Source organism: Arthrobacter sp. HS15c, assembly GCF_040812005.1.
Classification (GTDB): domain Bacteria; phylum Actinomycetota; class Actinomycetes; order Actinomycetales; family Micrococcaceae; genus Arthrobacter.
Window position 1 is genome coordinate 222,430 of sequence record NZ_JBFOHM010000001.1, and the last position, 20,354, is coordinate 242,783.

Consider the following 20,354-nt stretch of genomic DNA (forward strand, 5'->3'; position numbering starts at 1 on the left):
TTACGCCGCTTCCGGGGGCGTGTCGCGGGATCAGTCCCGCGGGGACGGCCGGATGTTTACTTGTCGGCGTTGCGGTTGTCAGTACGCCAGCGGATGCCGGCGTCGATGAAGTCGTCGATCTCGCCGTCGAAAACCGCTGAGGTGTTGCCGACTTCGTGGTCGGTCCGCAGGTCCTTGACCATCTGGTACGGGTTGAGCACGTAGGAGCGCATCTGGTCACCCCAGGATGCCTTGACATCCCCCGCAAATGCCTTCTTTTCGGCGTCCTCCTGCTCCTTCTTCAGGAGCAGGAGCCTGGACTGGAGCACCCGCATGGCGGCCGCCCGGTTCTGCAGCTGGGATTTCTCGTTCTGCATCGACACCACCGTGCCGGTGGGGATGTGCGTCAGGCGCACGGCGGAGTCCGTGGTGTTGACCGACTGTCCGCCGGGGCCCGATGACCGGAACACGTCAACGCGGATCTCGTTGTCGGGAATGTCGATGGAGTCTGTCTGTTCGATCAGCGGGATCACTTCGACGGCGGCAAAGGAAGTCTGGCGGCGGCCCTGGTTGTCGAAGGGGCTGATCCGGACGAGGCGGTGCGTTCCGGCTTCCACGCTCAGCGTTCCAAACGCGTAGGGCGCTTTGACCTCAAAGGTGGCGGATTTCAGGCCGGCTTCCTCAGCGTAGGAGGTGTCCATAACGGTGGTCGGGTAGCCGTGCCGTTCGGCCCAGCGCAGGTACATCCGCATCAGCATCTCGGCGAAATCAGCGGCGTCGACCCCGCCGGCGCCGGCACGGATGGACACCACGGCTTCACGTTCGTCGTACTCGCCGGAGAGCAGGGTGACAATTTCGAGGTCCTTCAGCGCCTTCCTGATGGACTCGAGCTCTGCCGCGGCTTCGCCCATGGAATCGGCGTCGTCCTCATCCTGGCCGAGCTCCACCAGGACTTCGAGGTCGTCGATCCGCGCGGTCAGCTTGTTGAGCCGCTCCAGTTCCGACTGGCGGTGGGAGAGCCTGGACGTGATTTTCTGGGCCGCGGCGGGATCGTCCCACAGGTTCGGCTCGCCCGCCCGTTCGCTGAGTTCAGCGATGTCCTCCTTCAGGGCCTCAACATCGCTGACTTGCTCGATGGAGGTGTAGGTGGCGCGGAGGGCGCGGATTTCTGCGGAAAAATCAATATTGGCCATGGTTGTTTAAGCCTACGCTATCCAGCCGGAGGCCCGGACTCCCTGTTGTCGGTCACCCCGTCACCTCAGGTGTCGCTCACCGCGTCAGGCGGGAACGGGCCGTGGATGAGGCTTCGATCCTGATTCCGTCGGGCACCAGGAAATTCACCACCGGCGGATGGACAGCTGCGGTCAGGACAACGACGGCGGTGGAACCGTCGGGACTGCCTGTCGCCATCGAGACCTCCAGACGGTCGAGGCGCTGGGCTCCCGGATTCCGGCGGACGAAGTCGCTGGCAACATTCCTGACGCGCTCGGAGCCGAGAACGGCGGCGGGACTGCCGCCGTCGGATCCGACATCACCCAGCGTGAAGCTGTCTGCTGCGGCCAGTGACGCTCCGTCTGCCAGGGACAGCAGCCGCTTGTGCTCGAGGTAGACGCTGGAAATGCCAACGACGACGCCAGTCACCAGGAGTGCCAACAGGACGTAGCCGATGATCAGGACAAGCATCTGGCCTTCCTCTGCTACTTCGTTGGGCTTCACCGGAACCTCCCGACCATCTGGGTGGAAGAGGCTTCAACTTCGCTGGCATTGAGCCGGAACCCGTCGCCGAACGGCACAAACGGCAGCGGCACGGTGAGGTTGACGGTCACCGTGACTGCGGTTCCGGCTGCCTGGCAGTCGGAGGGCTCACAGCTCGTGGAGATTTGTGCGTTCCCGGCAGGATGGCCGTAGTCCGCGAGCGCAATGAGGGCCGCCTGCTCGGCCGCTACCTGCGCTGACTGCGTATCCGCCTGGGCAACATACACTTTCGCGGCCTGGTCGGCTGCCCCTACGACGGCAAAGGACCCGCCCTGGATCTGGCCCATGGTGATGATGAAGTACACCAACGGAACCATCAGGAGCAGCGCGAGGAACGTAAACTCCACAACTGCACTCCCCTGTTCCCCGGTGGCCGGTCCGGCCTTGCCGGGAGCCGGACCGGTATCGACCGGGAGGCACAGTACCACCCGGAGCCTCGTGAGGAACGGCTGCACGGCGTTAGGGCTGGACGGCGGCATGGCCCTTGACCTCCAGCATGCCCCGGGGCCCGATCAGCCCGATCACCGGCATCGGCGCCTTGATGGTTACTTCCAGCGTTCGAAGTCCCTGGAAAGTCACTTCTGACGTGCTGATGTCCTGGGCGAAGTCCGCGTTGAGGGCCATTCCAACCAACGCCCCGGCGCGCTCCTCCGCATCTGTTGCTCCCCGGTCGGCCAGCGTGCCGTAGCGTGCACCCGAAGCGGCGGCGTCGATCAGGGTGTTGCGGACGTGGAGGACAAGCGTGAGCTGGATGATCGCAAGGAAGAACATGGTGAGCAGGCCTCCCACCATAACGAAGTCCACCACGGCGGATCCGCGTTCCCCGATGGCTGAGTCCCGGAGCCGGTCCCTGCCCGCGACGGGATCGCCATCGTGGAGGAGACGCCGCCCGCGGCACTGAGGCATTGCTAGTTTCCGACCTTGTCCATTGCCTGGTTGAACATCGACTCCAGTGCCGGTCCTGCCAAAGCCAGCAACGCCGCAACGAGGACGGCCGACATCAGCGTGATCATGACCCAGCCGGGGACATCACCGCGCTCCGGGTGGTCTGCAGGCCGCGTGCCAGGCCCCGTGCCATGGCTGATCAGGTCGCCGGCAGTGGCCCACAGGCCCGCCAGTGTCAGCGACCAGGAGAGTGCCACCATGCCCCTGAGCTGTAATCCGCTCCGTAATCCCAGGTTTTTCATTTTCTGTCCCATTCATTAGTCACGTTCTCCATGCCGGCGGTCCGGCTGGTTGTCTCTGCCAGATGCACGTTCGTCTACAGACCCAGGCTGATTGCCGCTATGCCGGGGTAGACGGCGAAGACAACAGTCAAGGGGAGGACACCGAAAACCAGTGGCACCATCATCCCGATCTCCTTCCTGCCGGCTGACTCCATCAGGTCCCTTTTGGCGGTATCCCTGACGTCCTGGGCCTGTGCGCGGAGCACATCCGCCAAGGGGGTACCGCGCTCGACGGCAACGATAAGGCCGTCAACGAACCGGACCAGCGGACCCAGGTCTGTCCGGGCGGAGAAGTCCTGCAAAGCCTCCACGAGCGGTTTGCCGGCCCTGGTTTCGGCCAGGATTCTTGAGAATTCCTTGGAGAGTTCTCCCCGCGCGCTGCGGCAGACGCGGTCCAGAGCGCCCGTGGCGCTTTCACCAGCGCCGACCGCGAGCGCCATCAACTCTGCCAGGCTAGGGAACTCGGCCATCATCCGGGCTTCGCGGCTCCTGATCTGGACACCTAACCAGTAGTCGCGGAACAGGAAGCCGCCAAACGCGCTGCCGATGACCGCCACAACAGCCAGCAAAGGACTGAACCGGCCTGCAAAGGCACCAATGACCACCAACCCCAACGAAACAGTAAATCCGGCCGCGGCCCAGAGCAGCTGTTCCGCCCGGAAATCGATCGGCGACTTGTGGATGCCCGCCTGGGCAAGCCGTCGTGCCAGGCCTTTGGAGCCCAGGTTCAACCTGCCCAGCGCGGTTACACCGTCACGGATCATCGGCCTCACGATGCGTTCCAGCGCGCCGAACGGCGTGACGTTCTGTGTTCCTCCGGCCCGCAATAGCCTTGACTCAAGGTTCTGTGACTTCAGCTGCGGTTCGATGCGCTCGGTCAGGGTGGTGGCACGCATCAGCGGCAGCCGGACAAGGATCAGCCAGAGCCCCACTCCGAGGACGATTCCGCAGACAGTGCCCGCGGCTTGTGTGCCTGTCACCGGAGCACCCTTTCGTCCTGCGGAAGGGCGCCGATCCGCAACATGATCGAGTAGCAGACAAGGGAAACCACCAGACCGCCCAGCAACACTGCGGCACCCACCGGAGTGTTGTACGCCTGGACCGCTTCCGGCCTCGTGGCAAGTAGGACCATGACGATCCACGGAGCCGCGACGGCGAGCCTTGCAGCGTTGATGGTCCACGACTGGCGGGCTTCTAGCTCGCTCCTGGTTCGAGCATTTTCGCGGAGGAACTCCGCGAGGGTTCCGAGCAGCTTCCCTAAGTCGGAGCCTCCAACTTCACGTGTCAGCCGCAGTGCCTCGACGATCCGGTCGGCCACAGGATCGGCCAGACGGTCCTTGAGCTTGTTAAGGGAGGCATCGAACTGGCCACCGGCGCGGTAGTCCGAGCCGAAGTCCCGGAATACGTGCCGCAGATCCTCCGGCCCCTTCTCCCCCAGCTGGATGAGGGCCTCCGGCAGCGACAGTCCTGCCCGGATGGCTGACCGGAGGTGGTCCACTACATCTGGCCACAGCTGGCGCAGCATTGCCGTTCTCTTTCTGGCCCGCCACCTCAGCACACTGACTGGAAGCCAGGCCCCGAAGAGGCCGAAGCATCCCGCCATCGGCCACGAGCGGCTGACCGCGAAGAATACGAGGGCCACAAAAAGACCGAGTCCCAGGGAGCTGGCAATCAGGCCCGTCGCTGTGACCTTTTCGATTCCGGCGGAAGCCAGGAGGTCTTCCAGCCGGTTTGTCCTGACCGGCCGGTCAGCCCGTTGGGGATTTTCCCAACACGACCACCAGATAAGGAAGAACCCGGTACCGGCAAGTACCCCCATGAGCGGTGCCATCAGCGCGGTTCCAGCAACGCCGCGACGTCGTAACCTGCACGGCCAAATTTTTCCGCGGCAGGCATGGAGTTGGCCCGGGGTTGCAGTTGCCCGTCATCCATGGCGAAGACCATTGACGACTCGATGATGCCGTTCTCGACTCTCCGCCCCAGCGAAAGCACTTCGGTGACCTGTCTGCGCCCGTTATTCTGGCGGCTGCAGTGGACTACGAGGTCGATGCAGGAGGCGACGGTAGGTACGACGAAGGCGGAGGAGATGTTCTCGCCGGCGAGCAGCGGAAGTGTACAGATCTTGGTCACGGCATCATGGGCTGAATTTGCGTGAACCGTGCACATCCCGGGGAGGCCGGAATTGAGCGCAATTAACATGTCCAGGCTCTCGGCTTCGCGGACTTCCCCCACCACCAGGCGGTCGGGCCGCATGCGGAGGGCCTCCTTCACCAGGCGGCGCAGCGGGATCTCGCCTTCCCCTTCCAGGTTGGGTTGACGGCACTGGAGGCCCACGACATCCCGCAACGGAAACTGGAGCTCGAAGATCTCCTCCACTGTGATCACCCGTTCCCGGCTGCCGATGCTCGCGGCCAGGCAGTTCAGCATGGTGGTCTTTCCGGCCTGGGTGGCACCTGACACCAGAATGTTAAGGCCGCTGGCAACTGCCGCGCCGAGGAACCGGGCGGACTGCGGCGTCAGCGTACCGAGCTCCACGAGGTGCTCGAGCCTGCTCGCCTTCACCACGAATTTCCGGATGTTCACGGCCCAATGGCGGCGTGTGACATCCGGGATGACCACATGCAGCCTGGATCCATCCGGCAGTGCTGCGTCCACAAAGGGCGATGACATGTCCAGGCGTCGGCCGGAGCTTTTGAGCATCCGTTCCACCAGGTCACGGACTTGCTGGTCGGTGAGGCTCAGGGACGTCAGTTCGGATTCGCCGTTCCGTGCGACGTAGATTTCGTTCGGGGCATTGAGCCAGATTTCCTCAATGGTTGGATCGTCCAACAGCGGCTGAAGCACACCGAAACCGGCCACCGCATCAAAAACGAACCTGCGCGCAGCCTCCAACGGACCGATCGGAGGGAGGGGGCCCATCAGCGCCCGCTCGTCGTAGTCGGACACGGCGGCTTCAACCAACCGCCGGACCTCTCCGGCCTGCCGCGACGGGTCCAGGCCACGACGACGGATCAGCTCGCGGACTTCATCCTCCACGATTTGCACAGCGTCCATGTATCCCCCAATACAACTGCCGCCCCCGGCGGAGGCAGTGCAACTGGGGTTAAAGCTAGAGGACCTACCACATGGTGCCAAGTCATATGAGCGGCGATGTGGATAACACCAATCACGAAATGTCCGGGTGGGCGTCCGCTCGACTCTTCCTGAGCTCGGATTGAGCGTCGTCGTGACTTTACGCAAGGGCAAAAAACCAATGGCAACCAATGTCACCCGGTGCTATCTTGATTGAGCACGAGCGGCTCTGAATCTTAGCTGGGGAGAATGTTGAGTGGATTTCGCCGCAGCCGGAATCGCCACGCCCTGCGCGGGGCGTGGCCGCAGCAAAGCAGGCAAGAAATCATGAACCGACACGGACACATCGCCTGTTCTCTTCGAAATCGATGGGAACGAGGACTAGCCGCAACTGTGCTGGGCTTTCTTGCGGTTCTTTTAACGCCGGCGTTGGCGGTCGCGTCCGGCGGCGCAGGCGCAATCCCCACTCTCTCCGTTGAAGCGTCAGATCCGCCCTTGAAGTCCGCTGCCGACGTTCTGACAGTTGACGCCGCGGGGCAGCTCAAGGTATTTCATTCCGACGGCGCGGGGCACCTGGGCTTCCCCGTGACCATTGGTTCGGGCTGGGCCAATGCGAAGTCGTTTTACGTCGTGGACTGGGACGCAGACGGCCTCCAGGACATTCTGTCGCAGTGGAGCGATGGGCGTCTCAAAGTCCACCCGGGGACGGACAATTCGGGTTTCGGGCTCCCAATCGAAGTGGGGACCGGATGGCAGGAGAAATCCATAACGGTTGGCCCCTGGAACAACGCTGACGAGTACCCGGGGATTCTGGCGAAGGACACGGAAGGGGCGCTGACCTACTACCCGAATGCCAGTGGGGCGAAACTGGATTCAGGCCGTCAAGTCGGGCAAGGATTTGTTGGCTATCAAATCACGCAAATTGACTTCGACGGTGATGGAAATCAGGACATCGCCGCGCGGAACACCAGCGGCACCATGCTCCTTTTCCGATCCGCCGGCGAAGGTGACTTCATTGATGAACCCCGTCAGGTCATCGGATCCGGGTGGAACGTGATGACTCACGTCAGCCCCATAGACGGTTTGGCGGGGTCAGGAACAAGCGGCATCACAGCACGCACTGGAGCCGGCGAATTCTTGTACTATCCCGTCGACCACGGGGCCTGGGGTTCAGTCAGCCGCATCGGAAGCGCGTGGCACGAAACCGCAATGATCAGCGGCGCCGCACTTCCCTCGGAACCCTCCGACGAAATAAATCCGGCGGATATCATCTCCGCTGACCCGGAGTTCGATCTCCTCAGATACAGATCAACGGGGTCGGGGGCCTTCTTTGACGGAGAACAGGTAGGAACGGGCTGGATCGGGCTTCGCGCTGGCTTTGTCACAGACTGGAATGCTGACGGTGTTCAGGACCTCGTGGCGCATTGGGCAGATGGGCGTCTCAGTATGTATCCCGGAGCCAAGGGCGGCGGTTTCAGCAGCCCGATAAGCATGGGTTCGGAATGGCAGGACTGGACCCTGACCGTTGGATCATGGGTTAACTCGGACCGCTTTCCTTCGCTTCTGGGCTACGACAGCCAAGGCAGGCTTTTCCAGTTTCTCAACCTGGGCGGAAGTTCCGTCTCCGAGGGCACGCAGATCGGCACCGGCTGGAATGGCCTCCACATAGTACTGGCCGACCTCGACAAGGACGCCCGGACGGATATCGTCGCCCAGACCCCTGACGGGGCACTGTGGCTGTACCGGTCCAGCGGCGAGGGCGCCTTGCTTGACGCACCTCCGCAAATCATCGGGAGCGGATGGCATGCCATGACCGGGATGCTCCCCACATCCGGTTTTGCCGGTGCGAACACCACCGGAATCATAGGGCGGACTCCAGAGGGCGACCTCCGCTACTACCCGATGGGCGACAGCCTTGAATGGGGAACGCCGACTATAGTCGGCCGCGGTTGGAATGGTTTCACATTGTTTGGTTCGCCAACGTCCTAGCTCAACACCATGTGTTGGGCCTGCCCTCGCTTAGCGGTCGCATCAGTTAATGACAGCAACAGGTCGGCGCACGTGGTCTAATGAAGCATATTTTACCTACTTGCCGCGTTGCGCACCTTGGATCCTGGTCCTGAGTACTGGGACCGACGTCCACCGGGAGCGCCGATACAAGGAGCGATCCGGACATGGCGTTTAGCGTTTCAACGGCCAAGGTCGACATCACGCCGACACTCAGCACCAATCCCTATATGGCCGGCTATGGAACAATAGACGGGGGACGGATCGCAACCAGCAGCACGCCTTACCAGCCGCTATATGCCCGGGCCATTGTCCTTTGGGAAGACACTTTCCCGCATCTTATTTTGAGCGCGGATCTGCTTGCTTTCCCCCGTGCGATGCACCAGAGAATCCGGACCCGGATACTGGGCCTCGCTAGCTGGCAGAGCAGCGAGATACTTTTGCAGGCCACACATACCCACAACGGCCCGGCTCTGATCGACTCGCTTCAGCCCTACATTTCCTACGGCCTGTCCGACCTCACGCTCATCAGAAGCTACTGCGCTGCTCTGGAGGACAAGATCGTGGCTTTGGTCGGAACTGCCCTTGCGGCTCCACGGACCGCAGTCACCCTGGACTACAAAGTGGCCAGCCAGAATTTTGCGACCAACAGGGTTGGGCTCCCTTACACCGAGACGGCCGTCCCGATCCTTGTAGCCCGGCGCAGCAACGGAGTTCCGCGGGCAGTTATTTTCAGTTACGCGTGCCATCCGGTGAGTGCCGGTTGGCGCACGCTGTTCGATGGCGACTTTCCCGCCGCCGCATGCAACTACCTTGAAAATCAAACCGCCGGTTGCTTCGCCCTTTTCCTTCAGGGAGCAGCAGGTGATCAGGATCCGCTCGGGGCCCGCGGCTGGGCCTTGCGGGACCAGCACGGGAACTCCTTGGGAACTGCCGTGAGTTCGGCCATGTCCAGCCCAGGCCGAACGATAGCTGGGCCCTTGCTGACGTATTATCAGGAAGTCCAACTCCCCCTCGATATCACTCTGACTCCGGCAAATCTCGTCGGCGTCCGAGCAGCGTTCGTCGCAAGGCTTGGTAATCCTGAAGGGCAGCCACTCTGGTACCAAAGGCATGCGCAGGGAATGATTGCACGGATCGACAGCAACAACCTCCCCACCGCTGTCCCTTCACCCTTCCAAGTATGGAAGCTTTCGGGCAGCCCTCAATTAAAGATTGCGATGGTTGGCGGGGAGCTTGTGAGCGGCTATGCTGCCTACTTCCGGGCAGGGCACGGCGGCGCGAACGGCATTGTCGTGGGTGGTTATGCCAACGAATCCTGCTGTTACATCCCGAGCAACGAGTTCCTGCCTCCCTATATGCCCTACGGAAGCTATGAAGGCGGATGGGATCCCGATCAACCCGGCATTGGTGGCGGGTCAATGACCGTCTACGGGCATCTGGCCCATTTCAAGGGAGGAAGCAATGGGGTGGAGGCCACAGTGGTCAATGCCATGAATGCCCTACTGGGCTAGTCACAACGTCACGCGTGGCGAGCCGCAACGGCCGGGCACAGCCTGGATGCGTCCCGAGTTTCAGGCGCTCTGTAGCCACCGTTCCAGCAAGACGGATTGTGGCGCCAAAGGGGCAAACGCCAGCGCACCCTTGATGGCTGGAGCTCCGAGCTCTGACAAGCGAGTGTCCAGCTCCCGCGGATCGGTGCGAATGCACGCCTTCAAAATACGCAGGAACAGGGCTGACCTGTCGTCGCTTGGAGCACCCGCCGCAATTGCAACTTGCACTGCCGTTTCCTCTTCTGGGGTGAGGATATGGGGACCGCCCCCTATGTAGGTGACCTCGCAATGCGCTATGCGCATGTATCTCGTCGAAGCCCACACTTCCTCCAGGCTGGAGAGCGTTCCAATCCGGGAGCCCCCGGCCTCGAAACAATCGAACTGATACCGGGCCTTTGGCTCAGGCTTCTCAGGCGGTATTCGGTATGCAGCCTCACCTCGTGCTCCGGCCGACGCCGCCACTTGGACGGGTTCAAGATAGGCCGCGGTGGAACAACTGGTTAGGACTAAGGTAGCAATAGCCATCTGAACGACGGTACGCCTGCGGATATCCACAATGGAGCCCCAATTTCTTTGGGATGCTCCCCAGCTCCGCATGCAATTCCGAGTTCGGCCGGTTAGGCCAAGTTAGTCAATTTTCCCCCAAATTCCGCATTTGTCACTAGTGAAAATTTCTCCATCGTCCAGGGTCACTTCATCCAGCCCCGATGACGCGCTGTTTTGGTCGCTCACCAGGCCCTCAGCACCGGCAACAGCCCAGGTGCATTCTTCTCCTTCAGCCCGTGCCCTGCGCTTCTCCAGGACGTACCTTCCTGGTTCTATGGAGACACCCGCGATATGCCGACCGTCGCCCACCCGCGTGCCGTCAGCCCACGCCTGGATAATTTTTCCTTGCGGACCATCAGGACAAATGTGGGCGGCCGCGCGCAGAATCTCTGACCGGTTGTCAGCAAAGCCGCCGGGAGCTGTCTCGTCGCTGACGCGCGTGCAGAGCTCGACGGCGGTCAAATAGGCTTCGAGTCCAGCCGAAGCGTCAGTGCCTCCTGAATTCGCGATCTCAATGGCAGCGGCTTCCTCGACCGTAGGCCGGAATGGTTGCGGACCAACGTAGGTGACCACACATGATTCCATCCGCAGGTAATTGCTCGCCGCCCAGACCTCCTCAAGGCTCGATAACTGAACATTCGGCGAATCGTCGAGACTTGTGCAAAAGAAAGCCAGCCGCTGGTCCTGTTCACTTGAACGTACGCCAGACGAAACAGCCGGCGTGGGCGCGCTTTGCGGCGGAGCGGATGGCGGACTCACGGAGCAGCCAGAGAGGAGGATCGCCAACGTCCCCATCAACAAGAACTTTTTCACGCCGGCCTCCTGTTCCATCATCGATCGCCGTCGCCAAGCGGTCAACAAAACGCATCTGATTGGTATCGAAAGAAATCGAAAAGTGGGAAGGACCACCCGGCCTCGTCGCGGCGGCCAATACCTATAAATTCGGCGCTGAGTGGCGATTTATATGAGTACCACTACTTATTCACTTGGTCCCCTGCTCGGTCTAGCATTCAGCTCATGCAGGAATACCGCTCCCGGAGCGGCGTTGGATGGGGACTTCGACGACATCGGATTACGGCATTTATTGCTTCGGTTGGCATCGCAGTGGCGGTACTCACCGGAGTGTTTTTCTCTGCACCAGCGACCGCAGACCAGACCCGCCACACCCTGGCCGTTGGCCTGACGATGCCCGCAGGATCGGTTCAGGATCCAGCGGGCAGGATTTGGATTTCTGATGCCACGGCAGGTTTTTGTCGCGTTCTTGAAACCTCAGGCAGCACGGTCGGCAGGATCGAGCACCCACTGACAGCAACGGATCCGGCAGCAAAGACCTGTCTCGGAGGCACTTTGCCTTACCGCGGAAAAGGACCGGCGCTTGCAGCGAGTCCCGCTTTGCTCGATCCAACCCCCACTTCCCCGGGCAGCGGGGATGAAGTCGTGTTCATTCCAGATGCAGCTGCAGGAAGCGCTGAACTGATTCGCGCGAAGTGGAATCCAGCCACGGGTAAGTTTGAATACGTTGACCAGCTCACGGTCATGGATGGCGACCTCAGACCCAACGCTGCGAGCGCGGGTCCAGACAACAACATCTACCTATCTTTTGCGAGGGCACGGTCGATCGTTAAGATCACAAGACCTACAACGAACCAACCAAGTATCGAACAGATAGCTTCGGTCAATTCGGCCGCATTGGGTCTTTCCGCGACCACGTTCAACAGCCAGGGACGAGTCACCGTCTTCGTGGCCGAGGCCGCCGGGCTGACAACTTTTACGGCTCCATCCGACGGAAGCCTGACAGACTACGTTCCCCTTGCCGCCTACAACGTCGGGAAGCCAACACGAGTCTATTTCGATAGTGCTACCAAGATGCTTTATACCGGAACTTCCGGAGGCACATCGGCGGCCAACGCAGGCATGGACACAATTGCCCGCATCAATCTGCAGACCGGCGTGGTTGAATCGCAGTGGGCGCTTGGTTTCAGCATGGTCAGCGGCCTCGGCATGAAGGCCGGAAAACTCCTGGTCATGGACGACGCAGGCCAGCTGGAAGCGAATAAACCCGCAGGACAGGGCAAACTCTACCTCTTGTCAAATACAGCGGCCCAGATCCTGACAGGCCCCACGGCGGCAGATGGGACGCAGGCCGCAAACCCCGGGATAACCAACGATCCAACACCAACGTTTACGGTAGGAACGGTTCCGGCAGGCAGCCAGATTGAATGCAGCCTCACCGGGGCAGGACAGACTGAGGTTTGGCAGGATTGCACCTCTGGGAGCTACACCCCCTCGTCGCCCCGGGCCGATGGCTCGTATTCATTTGCCGTTCGCCCCATCCCGGGAATCGCAGCGACCCGTGACTTCCAGATCGATACCGTTCCTCCCGCAGTGCCAGCCATCACCGCCCCAACCGCCGCCCAGATCGTCACCGGCAATCCCGTGCTCGCAGCCTCCTCCGAGTCTGGAAGTTCACTGCGCTGCTCTGTTGATTCAACGGCGGACAACAGCTTCATCGCCTGCGCCTCCGGCCAGCCCTTCGCGTTGACGAAGGAGGGGCCCGTGACCCTCCGAGTTAAAGCTATTGATCTCGCCGGGAACGTGAGCGCCGCTGCTTCAGTCAATGTCACCGTCGACCGGACCCCTCCGCTCATCACGATCACGGAACCTGCGGAAGGTGCGACCGTTACGGATCCCACATCCGTACAGTTTTCGTCGACGTCAGCTGACGTCTCCGGGTTCAGGTGCAGTCTTGATGGCGACGCTCTGTCAGCTTGCACTTCTCCGAAGGCGTATAGCGGCTTGGGGAACGGCCAGCACCGCGTTGACATTGAGGTTTCGGATGTCGCCGGGAACAAGAGCCTCGCCACCCGTAACTTCACTGTCCAGGTCGCTGACACTGCTCCGCCCGTCGTCACGGCGTCACCCCAGTCCGGAACGTACGGACCCGGTACGACCATAACGTTGTCGGCGAACGAGCCTGCCTCGATTTATTACACAACTGACGGTTCAACCCCCACGGCCGCAAGCACCCGGTACGCCGGGCCCATCCTGCTCGGCGCCTCGATGACTGTTAAATATCTGGGAGTCGACTCGGCATCGAATGCCTCGGACGTTGGGCAGCAGGCCTACGTGCTTGATGCCACACCTCCGGGAGTGGTCGCCTCGCCGGCCGCCGGCACATACCCGATCGGGCAGCAGATCACGCTGACGGCCAATGAGCCCTCGACGATCTACTACACGACCAATGGTTCGACGCCCACGACCGGCAGCACGAAGTACACAGGGCCCATCACCCTGTCTGCGGCGATGACACTGAAATACCTTGCCGTTGACAGTTCCAACAATGCGTCACCGTTGGGAACCCAGGCGTATACGGTTATTCCCCCCGTTTCCGGACTCTGGAAGGACTTCAACAGCGACTCCAAGGCGGACGTCATTGCCCGAGACAGTGGGGGTACGCTCTGGCTTTACCCCGGCACCGGAAAAGGCGGCTTCCTGGCCCGCAAAAACACCGGTCCTGGCTGGAATGACATGTCGGCCATAGTGCCGACTCCGGACTTCAGCGGGGACGGCCGCAGTGACGTGCTTGCCCGGGATACCAGCGGAGACTTGTGGCTCTACGCAGGCACCGGCACGGGTGGCTGGCAGCCCAGAGTCAAGAATGGTGAAGGGTGGAACGGAATGTCCGTGATTTTCTCGCCCGGCGACTTTGATGGCAACGGCAAGGCCGACATTCTGGCGCGGGACGAGGCCGGTGCCCTCTGGCTGTACCCGGGCAACGGTTCTGGAGGGTTCCTGGAGCGCGTTCAGGTGGGTAGCGCCTGGAACGTCATGAGCTTCATCTTTAGCCCGGGCGATTTCAACGGTGACGGCACAAACGATGTATTGGCGAGGGATTCCGGAGGAAGCCTTTGGCTCTATCCGGGCGATGGCAGTGGTGGCTGGCTCGCGCGGCAACAGGTGGGTAGTGGATGGAATGCCATGAGCGCCATGCTGGGCCCGGGTGACTTCAACAGCGATGGAAAGCCGGACGTCTTGGCGCGCGATGCCGCCGGGCGCCTCTGGCTCTACCCCGGCAACGGCAAAGCAGGCTGGCTGCCCAGGAAGCAAACCGGTACAGGGTGGAATGGTTATCTGATCCCCTAGCCTTCGATATCTTCGCCTTGGCAGGCAACACATCGATAACAGTGCCGCATCTTTCACTTTGGCAACATCAGGATCACTGGTTTCACAAGCTCCTACGGTGTTAGTGTGAGCGCGTTAAGTCTCAGCAACCCCAGTTCGGTGTCTCCTGACCGGATTTCACTGGAAACTGAAACCCTGATGTTGCGCTATGGGGAGCGCCTCATGTCACCGGAGCCAAAATGAAGCGGAACCAGTTAGTCAGCTATCGTCCCCTTCTGCGGGTCTTGGGCACAGCCGCCTTGGCTGCGGCCCTTGTTGCAGGCCCAGGGCTGGCAGAAACTTCCGTAGCGTTGGAACACAGCCCGACGCCGGCGGCGCCCACGGCGGATCCGGGTCCCCAGCCTTCTGCTTCGGCTCCAACGGTATCCGCGCCGGCGACAACGCCTCCAACCCTGACCGCGGAGCAGCCGGCAACGGCTGCCACATCGGCTGCTGCAGTCTCCACACCCACAGAAGAATCGATGGCCGAAGCCGTGGGCGGAGGCGGGGCGGAGATGGGCCAGCGCTCCACCCGGGTGACTGCGTCGGCTACTTCTGACTCCTTGAAGAAACTCAGCACCGAATCCCTGGCAACCGAAGGTACTTGGATGCCCACGTTTGGTGTCCAGGGCCTGGACGTGAGCGGCCATCAACCCAGCGTGGACTGGCAACAGCAGTGGAATATGGGCGCAAGGTTCGCCTATGTCAAAGCAACAGAAGGAAGTTACTTCACCAACGACTACTTCAACTCCCAGTACCAAGGATCGCGCAATGTCGGGATGATCCGCGGCGCTTACCACTTCGCAATCCCGAACGGCTCCTCCGGCTCCGACCAGGCGCGATTCTTCGTGCAGAACGGCGGCGGCTGGTCCGGGGACGGTTACACAATGCCGCCAGTGCTCGACTTTGAGTTCAACCCCTATGAGGGCCGAACCATCAACGGGTTCTATTTCGGCAACACTTGTTACGACATGTCACCCACGCAGCTGGCGGCCTGGGTCCGCGACTTTGGCAACACGATGCTGTCGCTGACGGGTCGTCTGCCAATGATCTACACGAACACAAACTGGTGGAAGCAGTGCCTGGGGGATCCTTCCGGCTTTGGCGACTACCCGTTATGGGTGGCAGCCTACCCCCTGAACCCAACCAACAACGCTGGCGCCGTTCCCTCAAGCTGGAGCACATACAGCATCTGGCAATACAGCAGCACCGGGCCGTTCGCCGGCGATTCGAACGTGTGGAACGGCAGTCTGGCGCAACTGAAAGAATTCGCTGCCATAGGAGACTCCGGGCATAGCGGACCGTCGATTAAGTCCGATGCCGACATTCTGGCCGCTGACGCAGCGGGCAACCTGTTGAACTATGCCTCGAACGGCGCGGGCGGCCTCCGCGCGCCAAGAACCATCGGCTCGGGCTGGACGAGCCTGCGATCTGCCACTACCACTGACTGGGACGGTGACGGCGTCCGCGATATCTTTTCGCAATGGGATAACGGGGACCTCCTTGTCTACAAGGGGCTGTCCTCTGGAGGGTTTTCGCCACCAACCCGGATTGGCCAGGGCTTTCAAGAAAACCTCATCACTGTCGGTGCCTGGCGGACGACCGATTCGCGTCCTGGTGTAATGGCACGGAAACCGTCGGGCGACCTTGTGTACTACGCAAGGTCGGGTGAGGGGTTGCAAGCCGGGATCGTTTCCGGGACTGGCTGGGGAAATATCAACGTCACGATGCTCGACTTCGACGGCGATGGCAATCAAGACATCCTGGCCCAGACCGGAGCCGGCGAAATGAAGCTCTACCGTTCAAACGGCGGCGGGGCGTTCATTGCCGAGTCACGGACCGTGGTCGGAACGGGATGGAAGGCCATCACCGCGGTTTCGCTGAGTGGCGGCTTCACCGGAAGTGGATCACGTGGCCTCGTCGTACGCCGCGACGGCGGAGCCTTACAGTATTTTCCGTTCGGACAAGGAACTTGGGGACAGGCTTCGACAATCGGCACAGGTTGGAATCCGCTGCTGATCCTTGGCTCCGGTGACCAGACCGGACCTCAGCCGTGGGCCACACCGGCTGACACGCTGGCCGTTACGGGTGAAGGAAGGCTACTTCTGTACCCTGCCGAAGCCGGCGGCCTATTGTCAGGGCGGACGGTCGGCACAGGGTGGACAAACGTCCAAGCCATCTTCAACACGGATTGGGACATGGACGGGAGGCTGGATCTGTTGGTCCAGTGGAAAGATGGAGCTGTGACCCTTTATAAGGGCCTCGCGGGAGGTGGATACTCGGTTCCTGTCGGACTGGCCACTGGATTCCAGGACAAGACCCTGACGGTTGGCCCATGGAATAGCAAGGATAAGAGGCCCGTCATAGTGGCGAAATCCGCGAACGGCGACCTCTTGCTCTACGCCCGCGGGAGCGCGGATGTGCTGAAGGCTGCTGTTCCCATTGGTTGGGGCTGGAGCGGACTCGACATCACCATGTTCGACTTTGACGGAGATGGCAACCAGGACATGCTCGCCCGGCGCTCCGATGGTCAACTGCTCCTTTACCGAACGGATGGAGCGTCCAATTTCCTGAACGAGAACCGGAGGCCAGTGGGCAGCGGATGGGGCCCGGTGGACGCCGCGACCTCCACTTTGGGATTCCAGGGGACCGGCACGACTGGTCTTACCGTCAGGTTCAAGGACGGCACCCTTGCCTATTATCCTGTTGTCGGTGGGGCATGGCGGGCGCCCGTGACGATCGGTTCCGGTTGGACGCCGCTGACTATTGCCGGATCTGCGCGCTGGCCATAGCTGGGGTCGCTAAGACCAGGGAAGACTCCTGAGTCACGCCGCTCCAGCCGGAGCACGGCCACTGGCCGTGGCAGGGCGCCGGCGTCGCGTCAGGAGACCAGACACCCAGGCGGGCATGCCTTCTGCTGTAGAATTGCACACCGGGTGCGTTCACTCAGGGCCCTTTCGGCTCAAGACACAAAGCAACAGGAGGCTTCTTCAGTGATCTCTGCCCGGATAACCGGTTTCCGTGCGGCCCAAGGCAGATCCTGGTTTTTGCCATCTTTCCTGGTCTTGCTCTTCCTGAGCTGGTCGTGGGCCTTCGCATCGCCAATTGCTGCTATCCCTGACGAGCCGGCCCATGTCACTAAGGCCGCCGCCGTCGCCCGCGGTCAGCTGGGTGGTACACAGGTCGGTACCGATGGGCCGCTGCTCGCGGTCGATGTCCCGCGTTACATCCGATACGTGGATGCTATGACCTGTTTCGCGAGGCATCTGGATAAAACGCCAACGTGTGCTCCCAACCTCGATGGGGACCCTAACGATACGGTCAAAGCACTAACCACCGCGGGACTTTACAACCCGATTTACTACGCAATCGTGGGATGGCCGTCGCTTGCCGCATCGGGGTTCCCCGCAGTGTATGTAATGCGTTTCGTCAGCGCCTTGTTGAGCAGTTTCTTTCTCGCCGCGGCATTCAGCGCGGTAAGCCAGTTGCGTCGCAACAAGTGGGCCCTCATCACTCTGTCGGGCGCGATTACGCCAATGATCCTGTTTCTCAATGGATCAGTTAACCCGAACAGTCTTGAGTACGCGACAACGGCAGCCATAGCGGCCAATCTGCTCTTGCTTCTCCAGAAGTCCTCATCGGAGCGCCTGCCAATTCTTCCAATAGCAATAACCACAGCCGCCGCTGCGCTGCTTGCCAATACCAAAGCTCTATCCTTGGTTTGGCTGCTAATAGTCGTCCTGGCCGTCATGGTCACGGCGACCGGCGTCCAACTGAAACGCCTAGCCAAGACCCCTGCAGTCCTCGCTGGTGCCGGCGTCATTGCTCTTGCGTGCGCGTTCGCTGTCAGGTGGATCGTCCGGCACGACAGCCTGAGCAGCAAACCATTTGAGGGCGCCGGCCTGGAGCCCGCCGATGGGGTGGAAATCATGCTCGATAAAACATTCAGCCACATGATCGGGTGGATAGGTCAATTCGGCTGGTTGGAACTCGATGCCCCCGTAGGCGTACTTGCCTTTTGGATGGCGATCATTTTCGTAACCACCTTCTCTGTCCTGCTATTTACTCGGGGACGAGCCCGCATCGCCGCCCTGCTCTTGGCGCTCAGCCTTATCGTCCTTCCCATGGCACTTCAAGCCCAAGTCATTTCCGAGCAGGGAATCATCTGGCAGGGGCGCTACATCCTCGCCCTATTCGTTCCGTTCATGCTTATGGCCGGCTTCGCACTTGACAGGTCGCTGGCTGGGCAAATCCCGGCACCGGGGCGGAGGGCTCTCGGCGCCGTAGTCAATATCGCGGTAGCTGCACAAATCATCACCTTCGTATGGGTGCTCCGGCGGTACACGACCGGTCTTTCGCTGGACGTTCGGTGGGGTGACATGCTTGGGGCCCCCGAATGGCAGCCGCCGCTTGGCATTGTTGGTGTCGTGGTCATCTTCTCGGCGACTTCGGTGGTGGCCGCGGTGCTTCTCAAACGACATATTAATAGCCCTGACGGTTTGCTCGCCGCCGGTAACACCACCGAACCGGTCTCAGCAGGAAGCGCATGCGCGTATCCTGCGGACAGGACGACCGATCATGCATGATCATCAACGGGATAAGAACATTGACGAGCGCAAGCCGAACCGGCCTCTACGGCGAGCCATAAATCATAGCGCCTTCCGATACCTGTTTTTTGGGGGCCTGTCATTTTTGGTCGACTTGGGTCTTCTCGTTCTATTCCGGGAGGTCTTCCAATGGAACCTCTCCGTGGCCACTGCCACCGCGTTCCTGCTCAGCTTCGCCTTCAGCTACACAGTACAGAAGCTCTTTTCCTTCGATTCCGCCCACAGAACACACGTTAGTCTCGGCCGGTACACCCTCTTGGTTGGCGCAAACACAATAGCAACCGTCTTCATCGTGCAGCTTTTATCCCTCACCGGCCTGGGTTATGGCGGAGCAAAAGTGGTTTCCACGGCCGCGACCACTGTATGGAACTATTTCCTCTACAAACACTGGGTATTCGGAGGCAAGCAGCCGACGCGGGACCATGTCGAGGAAGACAATCGAAAGGACCCCATCCACAATGTATAACGGCGCCCGAATCGCTGCAGTCGTTCCCGCTTATAAAGAGGAGAGAATGATCGGGCAAGTCATTGAAACCATGCCCGACTACGTGGACCACATTGTTATCGTTGACGACTGCAGCCCGGACAACACTTCTGCGGCAGTCCGTGCAATGTCAGACTCCAGGGTGGAGCTCATTCGTCATGACGTCAACCAGGGTGTTGGAGGTGCCATTATTACGGGGCACCGAAAAGCCATGGAGCTCGGCGCCGATGTGAATGTCGTGATGGCCGGCGATGCCCAGATGGACCCTGCTTATCTTCCCGATCTCTTGGAGAAGGTCGTGGACGACGGCTACGGATTCGCCAAGGCGAATCGGTTCTTTTCCGCAGGCTCGTTCTCGGGGATGCCCAAGTACCGTATTTTTGGCAACATCCTCTTGTCCTTCATGACCAAACTTGCGTCGGGCTACTGGCATCTCTTTGATCCTCAGAACGGTTATACCGCCGTCCGGACTGAGATTTTACAGCGATTGCCCTTGGATTCGATCTCCAAGCGCTATAGCTTCGAGAACGACATGCTCCTCAACCTGAATATCCTCCAGGTGCCCGCCATAGACGTCCCCATCCCAGCGGTGTACGGCGACGAAGTTTCCAGCATCAGGCTCAGCAAGGTTGTTCCCGAACTGCTGCATATGCTTGGGACCGGATTCTGGAAGCGGATTTGGTACCGCTACGTACTGTGGTCCTTCTCCCCTGTTGCCCTCATGCTCTTCCTCGGAATGGCCCTGTTTGGGGTGGGCACCGTCATCAGCATCTGGGTTTGCTTCCAGATCCTTTCCAGTACTGTGGCAACCGCGGCCACCGTGATGCTTGCGGCCTTGCCATTGATGCTTGGAACCCAACTACTGATTAGTGCGCTGCAGCTCGACATACAGGCCAGTCCCTCTGCACCCAGTCTCCCGCACATTCGAAACCACGGCCGAACAATGCGCTAAGTGAAAGGGAGG

17 protein-coding genes are annotated in these 20,354 nt (G+C 60.8%); 7 read left to right on the plus strand and 10 right to left on the minus strand.

The genetic code is table 11. The features are described 5' to 3' along the window. Positions 1-56: 56 nt before the first annotated feature. From prfB to ABV518_RS01100, 8 genes are all read right to left on the minus strand, one after another. Positions 57-1,172: a peptide chain release factor 2 gene (gene prfB, locus ABV518_RS01065; RefSeq protein ID WP_310161735.1), complete on the minus strand. Its 1,116-nt coding sequence runs from the start codon at positions 1,170-1,172 to the stop codon at positions 57-59. Between the two features lie 76 nt (positions 1,173-1,248). Further along, a complete protein-coding gene (locus tag ABV518_RS01070; RefSeq protein ID WP_367765007.1) occupies positions 1,249-1,695 on the minus strand; it encodes a Tad domain-containing protein in 447 nt (148 codons plus the stop codon). Next, positions 1,692-2,213 (minus strand): hypothetical protein, encoded by a 522-nt coding sequence (locus ABV518_RS01075; protein WP_367765008.1) that lies wholly within the window; start codon positions 2,211-2,213, stop codon positions 1,692-1,694. The genes ABV518_RS01070 and ABV518_RS01075 overlap by 4 nt, the downstream gene beginning before the upstream one ends. Continuing rightward, positions 2,194-2,640, minus strand: coding sequence for a TadE/TadG family type IV pilus assembly protein (locus ABV518_RS01080; protein ID WP_367765009.1), 447 nt, complete (start codon positions 2,638-2,640; stop codon positions 2,194-2,196). Before ABV518_RS01080 ends, ABV518_RS01075 begins: the two co-directional genes overlap by 20 nt. A gap of 2 nt (positions 2,641-2,642) precedes the next feature. Next, the gene (locus ABV518_RS01085; RefSeq protein WP_367765010.1) at positions 2,643-2,879 is read right to left on the minus strand and encodes a hypothetical protein; all 237 of its coding nucleotides are present in this window, start codon (positions 2,877-2,879) and stop codon (positions 2,643-2,645) included. 116 nt (positions 2,880-2,995) lie between these two features. Continuing rightward, the gene (locus tag ABV518_RS01090) at positions 2,996-3,940 is read right to left on the minus strand and encodes a type II secretion system F family protein (protein ID WP_367765011.1); all 945 of its coding nucleotides are present in this window, start codon (positions 3,938-3,940) and stop codon (positions 2,996-2,998) included. Then, entirely contained in the window at positions 3,937-4,791 is an 855-nt protein-coding gene (locus ABV518_RS01095; protein ID WP_367765012.1) for a type II secretion system F family protein, read from the minus strand. Before ABV518_RS01095 ends, ABV518_RS01090 begins: the two co-directional genes overlap by 4 nt. Beyond that, entirely contained in the window at positions 4,791-6,014 is a 1,224-nt protein-coding gene (locus ABV518_RS01100) for a CpaF family protein (RefSeq protein WP_367765013.1), read from the minus strand. Before ABV518_RS01100 ends, ABV518_RS01095 begins: the two co-directional genes overlap by 1 nt. A 411-nt stretch (positions 6,015-6,425) precedes the next feature. Between ABV518_RS01100 and ABV518_RS01105 the strand changes: the two genes are divergently transcribed. Both ABV518_RS01105 and ABV518_RS01110 read left to right on the plus strand, forming a co-directional pair. After that, positions 6,426-8,021 (plus strand): FG-GAP-like repeat-containing protein, encoded by a 1,596-nt coding sequence (locus tag ABV518_RS01105; protein WP_367765014.1) that lies wholly within the window; start codon positions 6,426-6,428, stop codon positions 8,019-8,021. A 185-nt stretch (positions 8,022-8,206) separates the two neighbouring features. Beyond that, positions 8,207-9,553 carry a hypothetical protein gene (locus ABV518_RS01110; protein ID WP_367765015.1) on the plus strand — a complete coding sequence of 449 codons (1,347 nt, stop codon included), beginning with the start codon at positions 8,207-8,209 and terminating at the stop codon, positions 9,551-9,553. Positions 9,554-10,219: 666 nt separating this feature from the next. Here ABV518_RS01110 and ABV518_RS01115 read toward each other — a convergent pair. Next, complete coding sequence (locus ABV518_RS01115) at positions 10,220-10,972, minus strand: hypothetical protein (RefSeq protein WP_367765016.1); 753 nt, start codon at positions 10,970-10,972, stop codon at positions 10,220-10,222. 183 nt (positions 10,973-11,155) lie between these two features. Here ABV518_RS01115 and ABV518_RS01120 point away from each other — a divergent pair, with 183 nt between their 5' ends. Beyond that, positions 11,156-14,281: a chitobiase/beta-hexosaminidase C-terminal domain-containing protein gene (locus ABV518_RS01120; RefSeq protein WP_367765017.1), complete on the plus strand. Its 3,126-nt coding sequence runs from the start codon at positions 11,156-11,158 to the stop codon at positions 14,279-14,281. A 241-nt stretch (positions 14,282-14,522) separates the two neighbouring features. On the opposite strand, the gene ABV518_RS01125 is transcribed toward ABV518_RS01120, so the two are convergent. Beyond that, a complete protein-coding gene (locus tag ABV518_RS01125) occupies positions 14,523-14,915 on the minus strand; it encodes a hypothetical protein (RefSeq protein WP_367765018.1) in 393 nt (130 codons plus the stop codon). Between ABV518_RS01125 and ABV518_RS01130 the strand changes: the two genes are divergently transcribed. From ABV518_RS01130 to ABV518_RS01145, 4 genes are all read left to right on the plus strand, one after another. Continuing rightward, complete coding sequence (locus tag ABV518_RS01130; RefSeq protein ID WP_367765019.1) at positions 14,908-17,091, plus strand: GH25 family lysozyme; 2,184 nt, start codon at positions 14,908-14,910, stop codon at positions 17,089-17,091. The genes ABV518_RS01125 and ABV518_RS01130 overlap by 8 nt on opposite strands. A gap of 201 nt (positions 17,092-17,292) precedes the next feature. Continuing rightward, entirely contained in the window at positions 17,293-18,885 is a 1,593-nt protein-coding gene (locus ABV518_RS01135) for a DUF2142 domain-containing protein (protein ID WP_367765020.1), read from the plus strand. Then, on the plus strand, positions 18,878-19,372 hold the full coding sequence (locus ABV518_RS01140) for a GtrA family protein (protein ID WP_367765021.1): 495 nt from the start codon (positions 18,878-18,880) through the stop codon (positions 19,370-19,372). Before ABV518_RS01135 ends, ABV518_RS01140 begins: the two co-directional genes overlap by 8 nt. Further along, positions 19,365-20,342 carry a glycosyltransferase family 2 protein gene (locus tag ABV518_RS01145; protein WP_367765022.1) on the plus strand — a complete coding sequence of 326 codons (978 nt, stop codon included), beginning with the start codon at positions 19,365-19,367 and terminating at the stop codon, positions 20,340-20,342. Before ABV518_RS01140 ends, ABV518_RS01145 begins: the two co-directional genes overlap by 8 nt. Positions 20,343-20,354 lie beyond the last annotated feature (12 nt).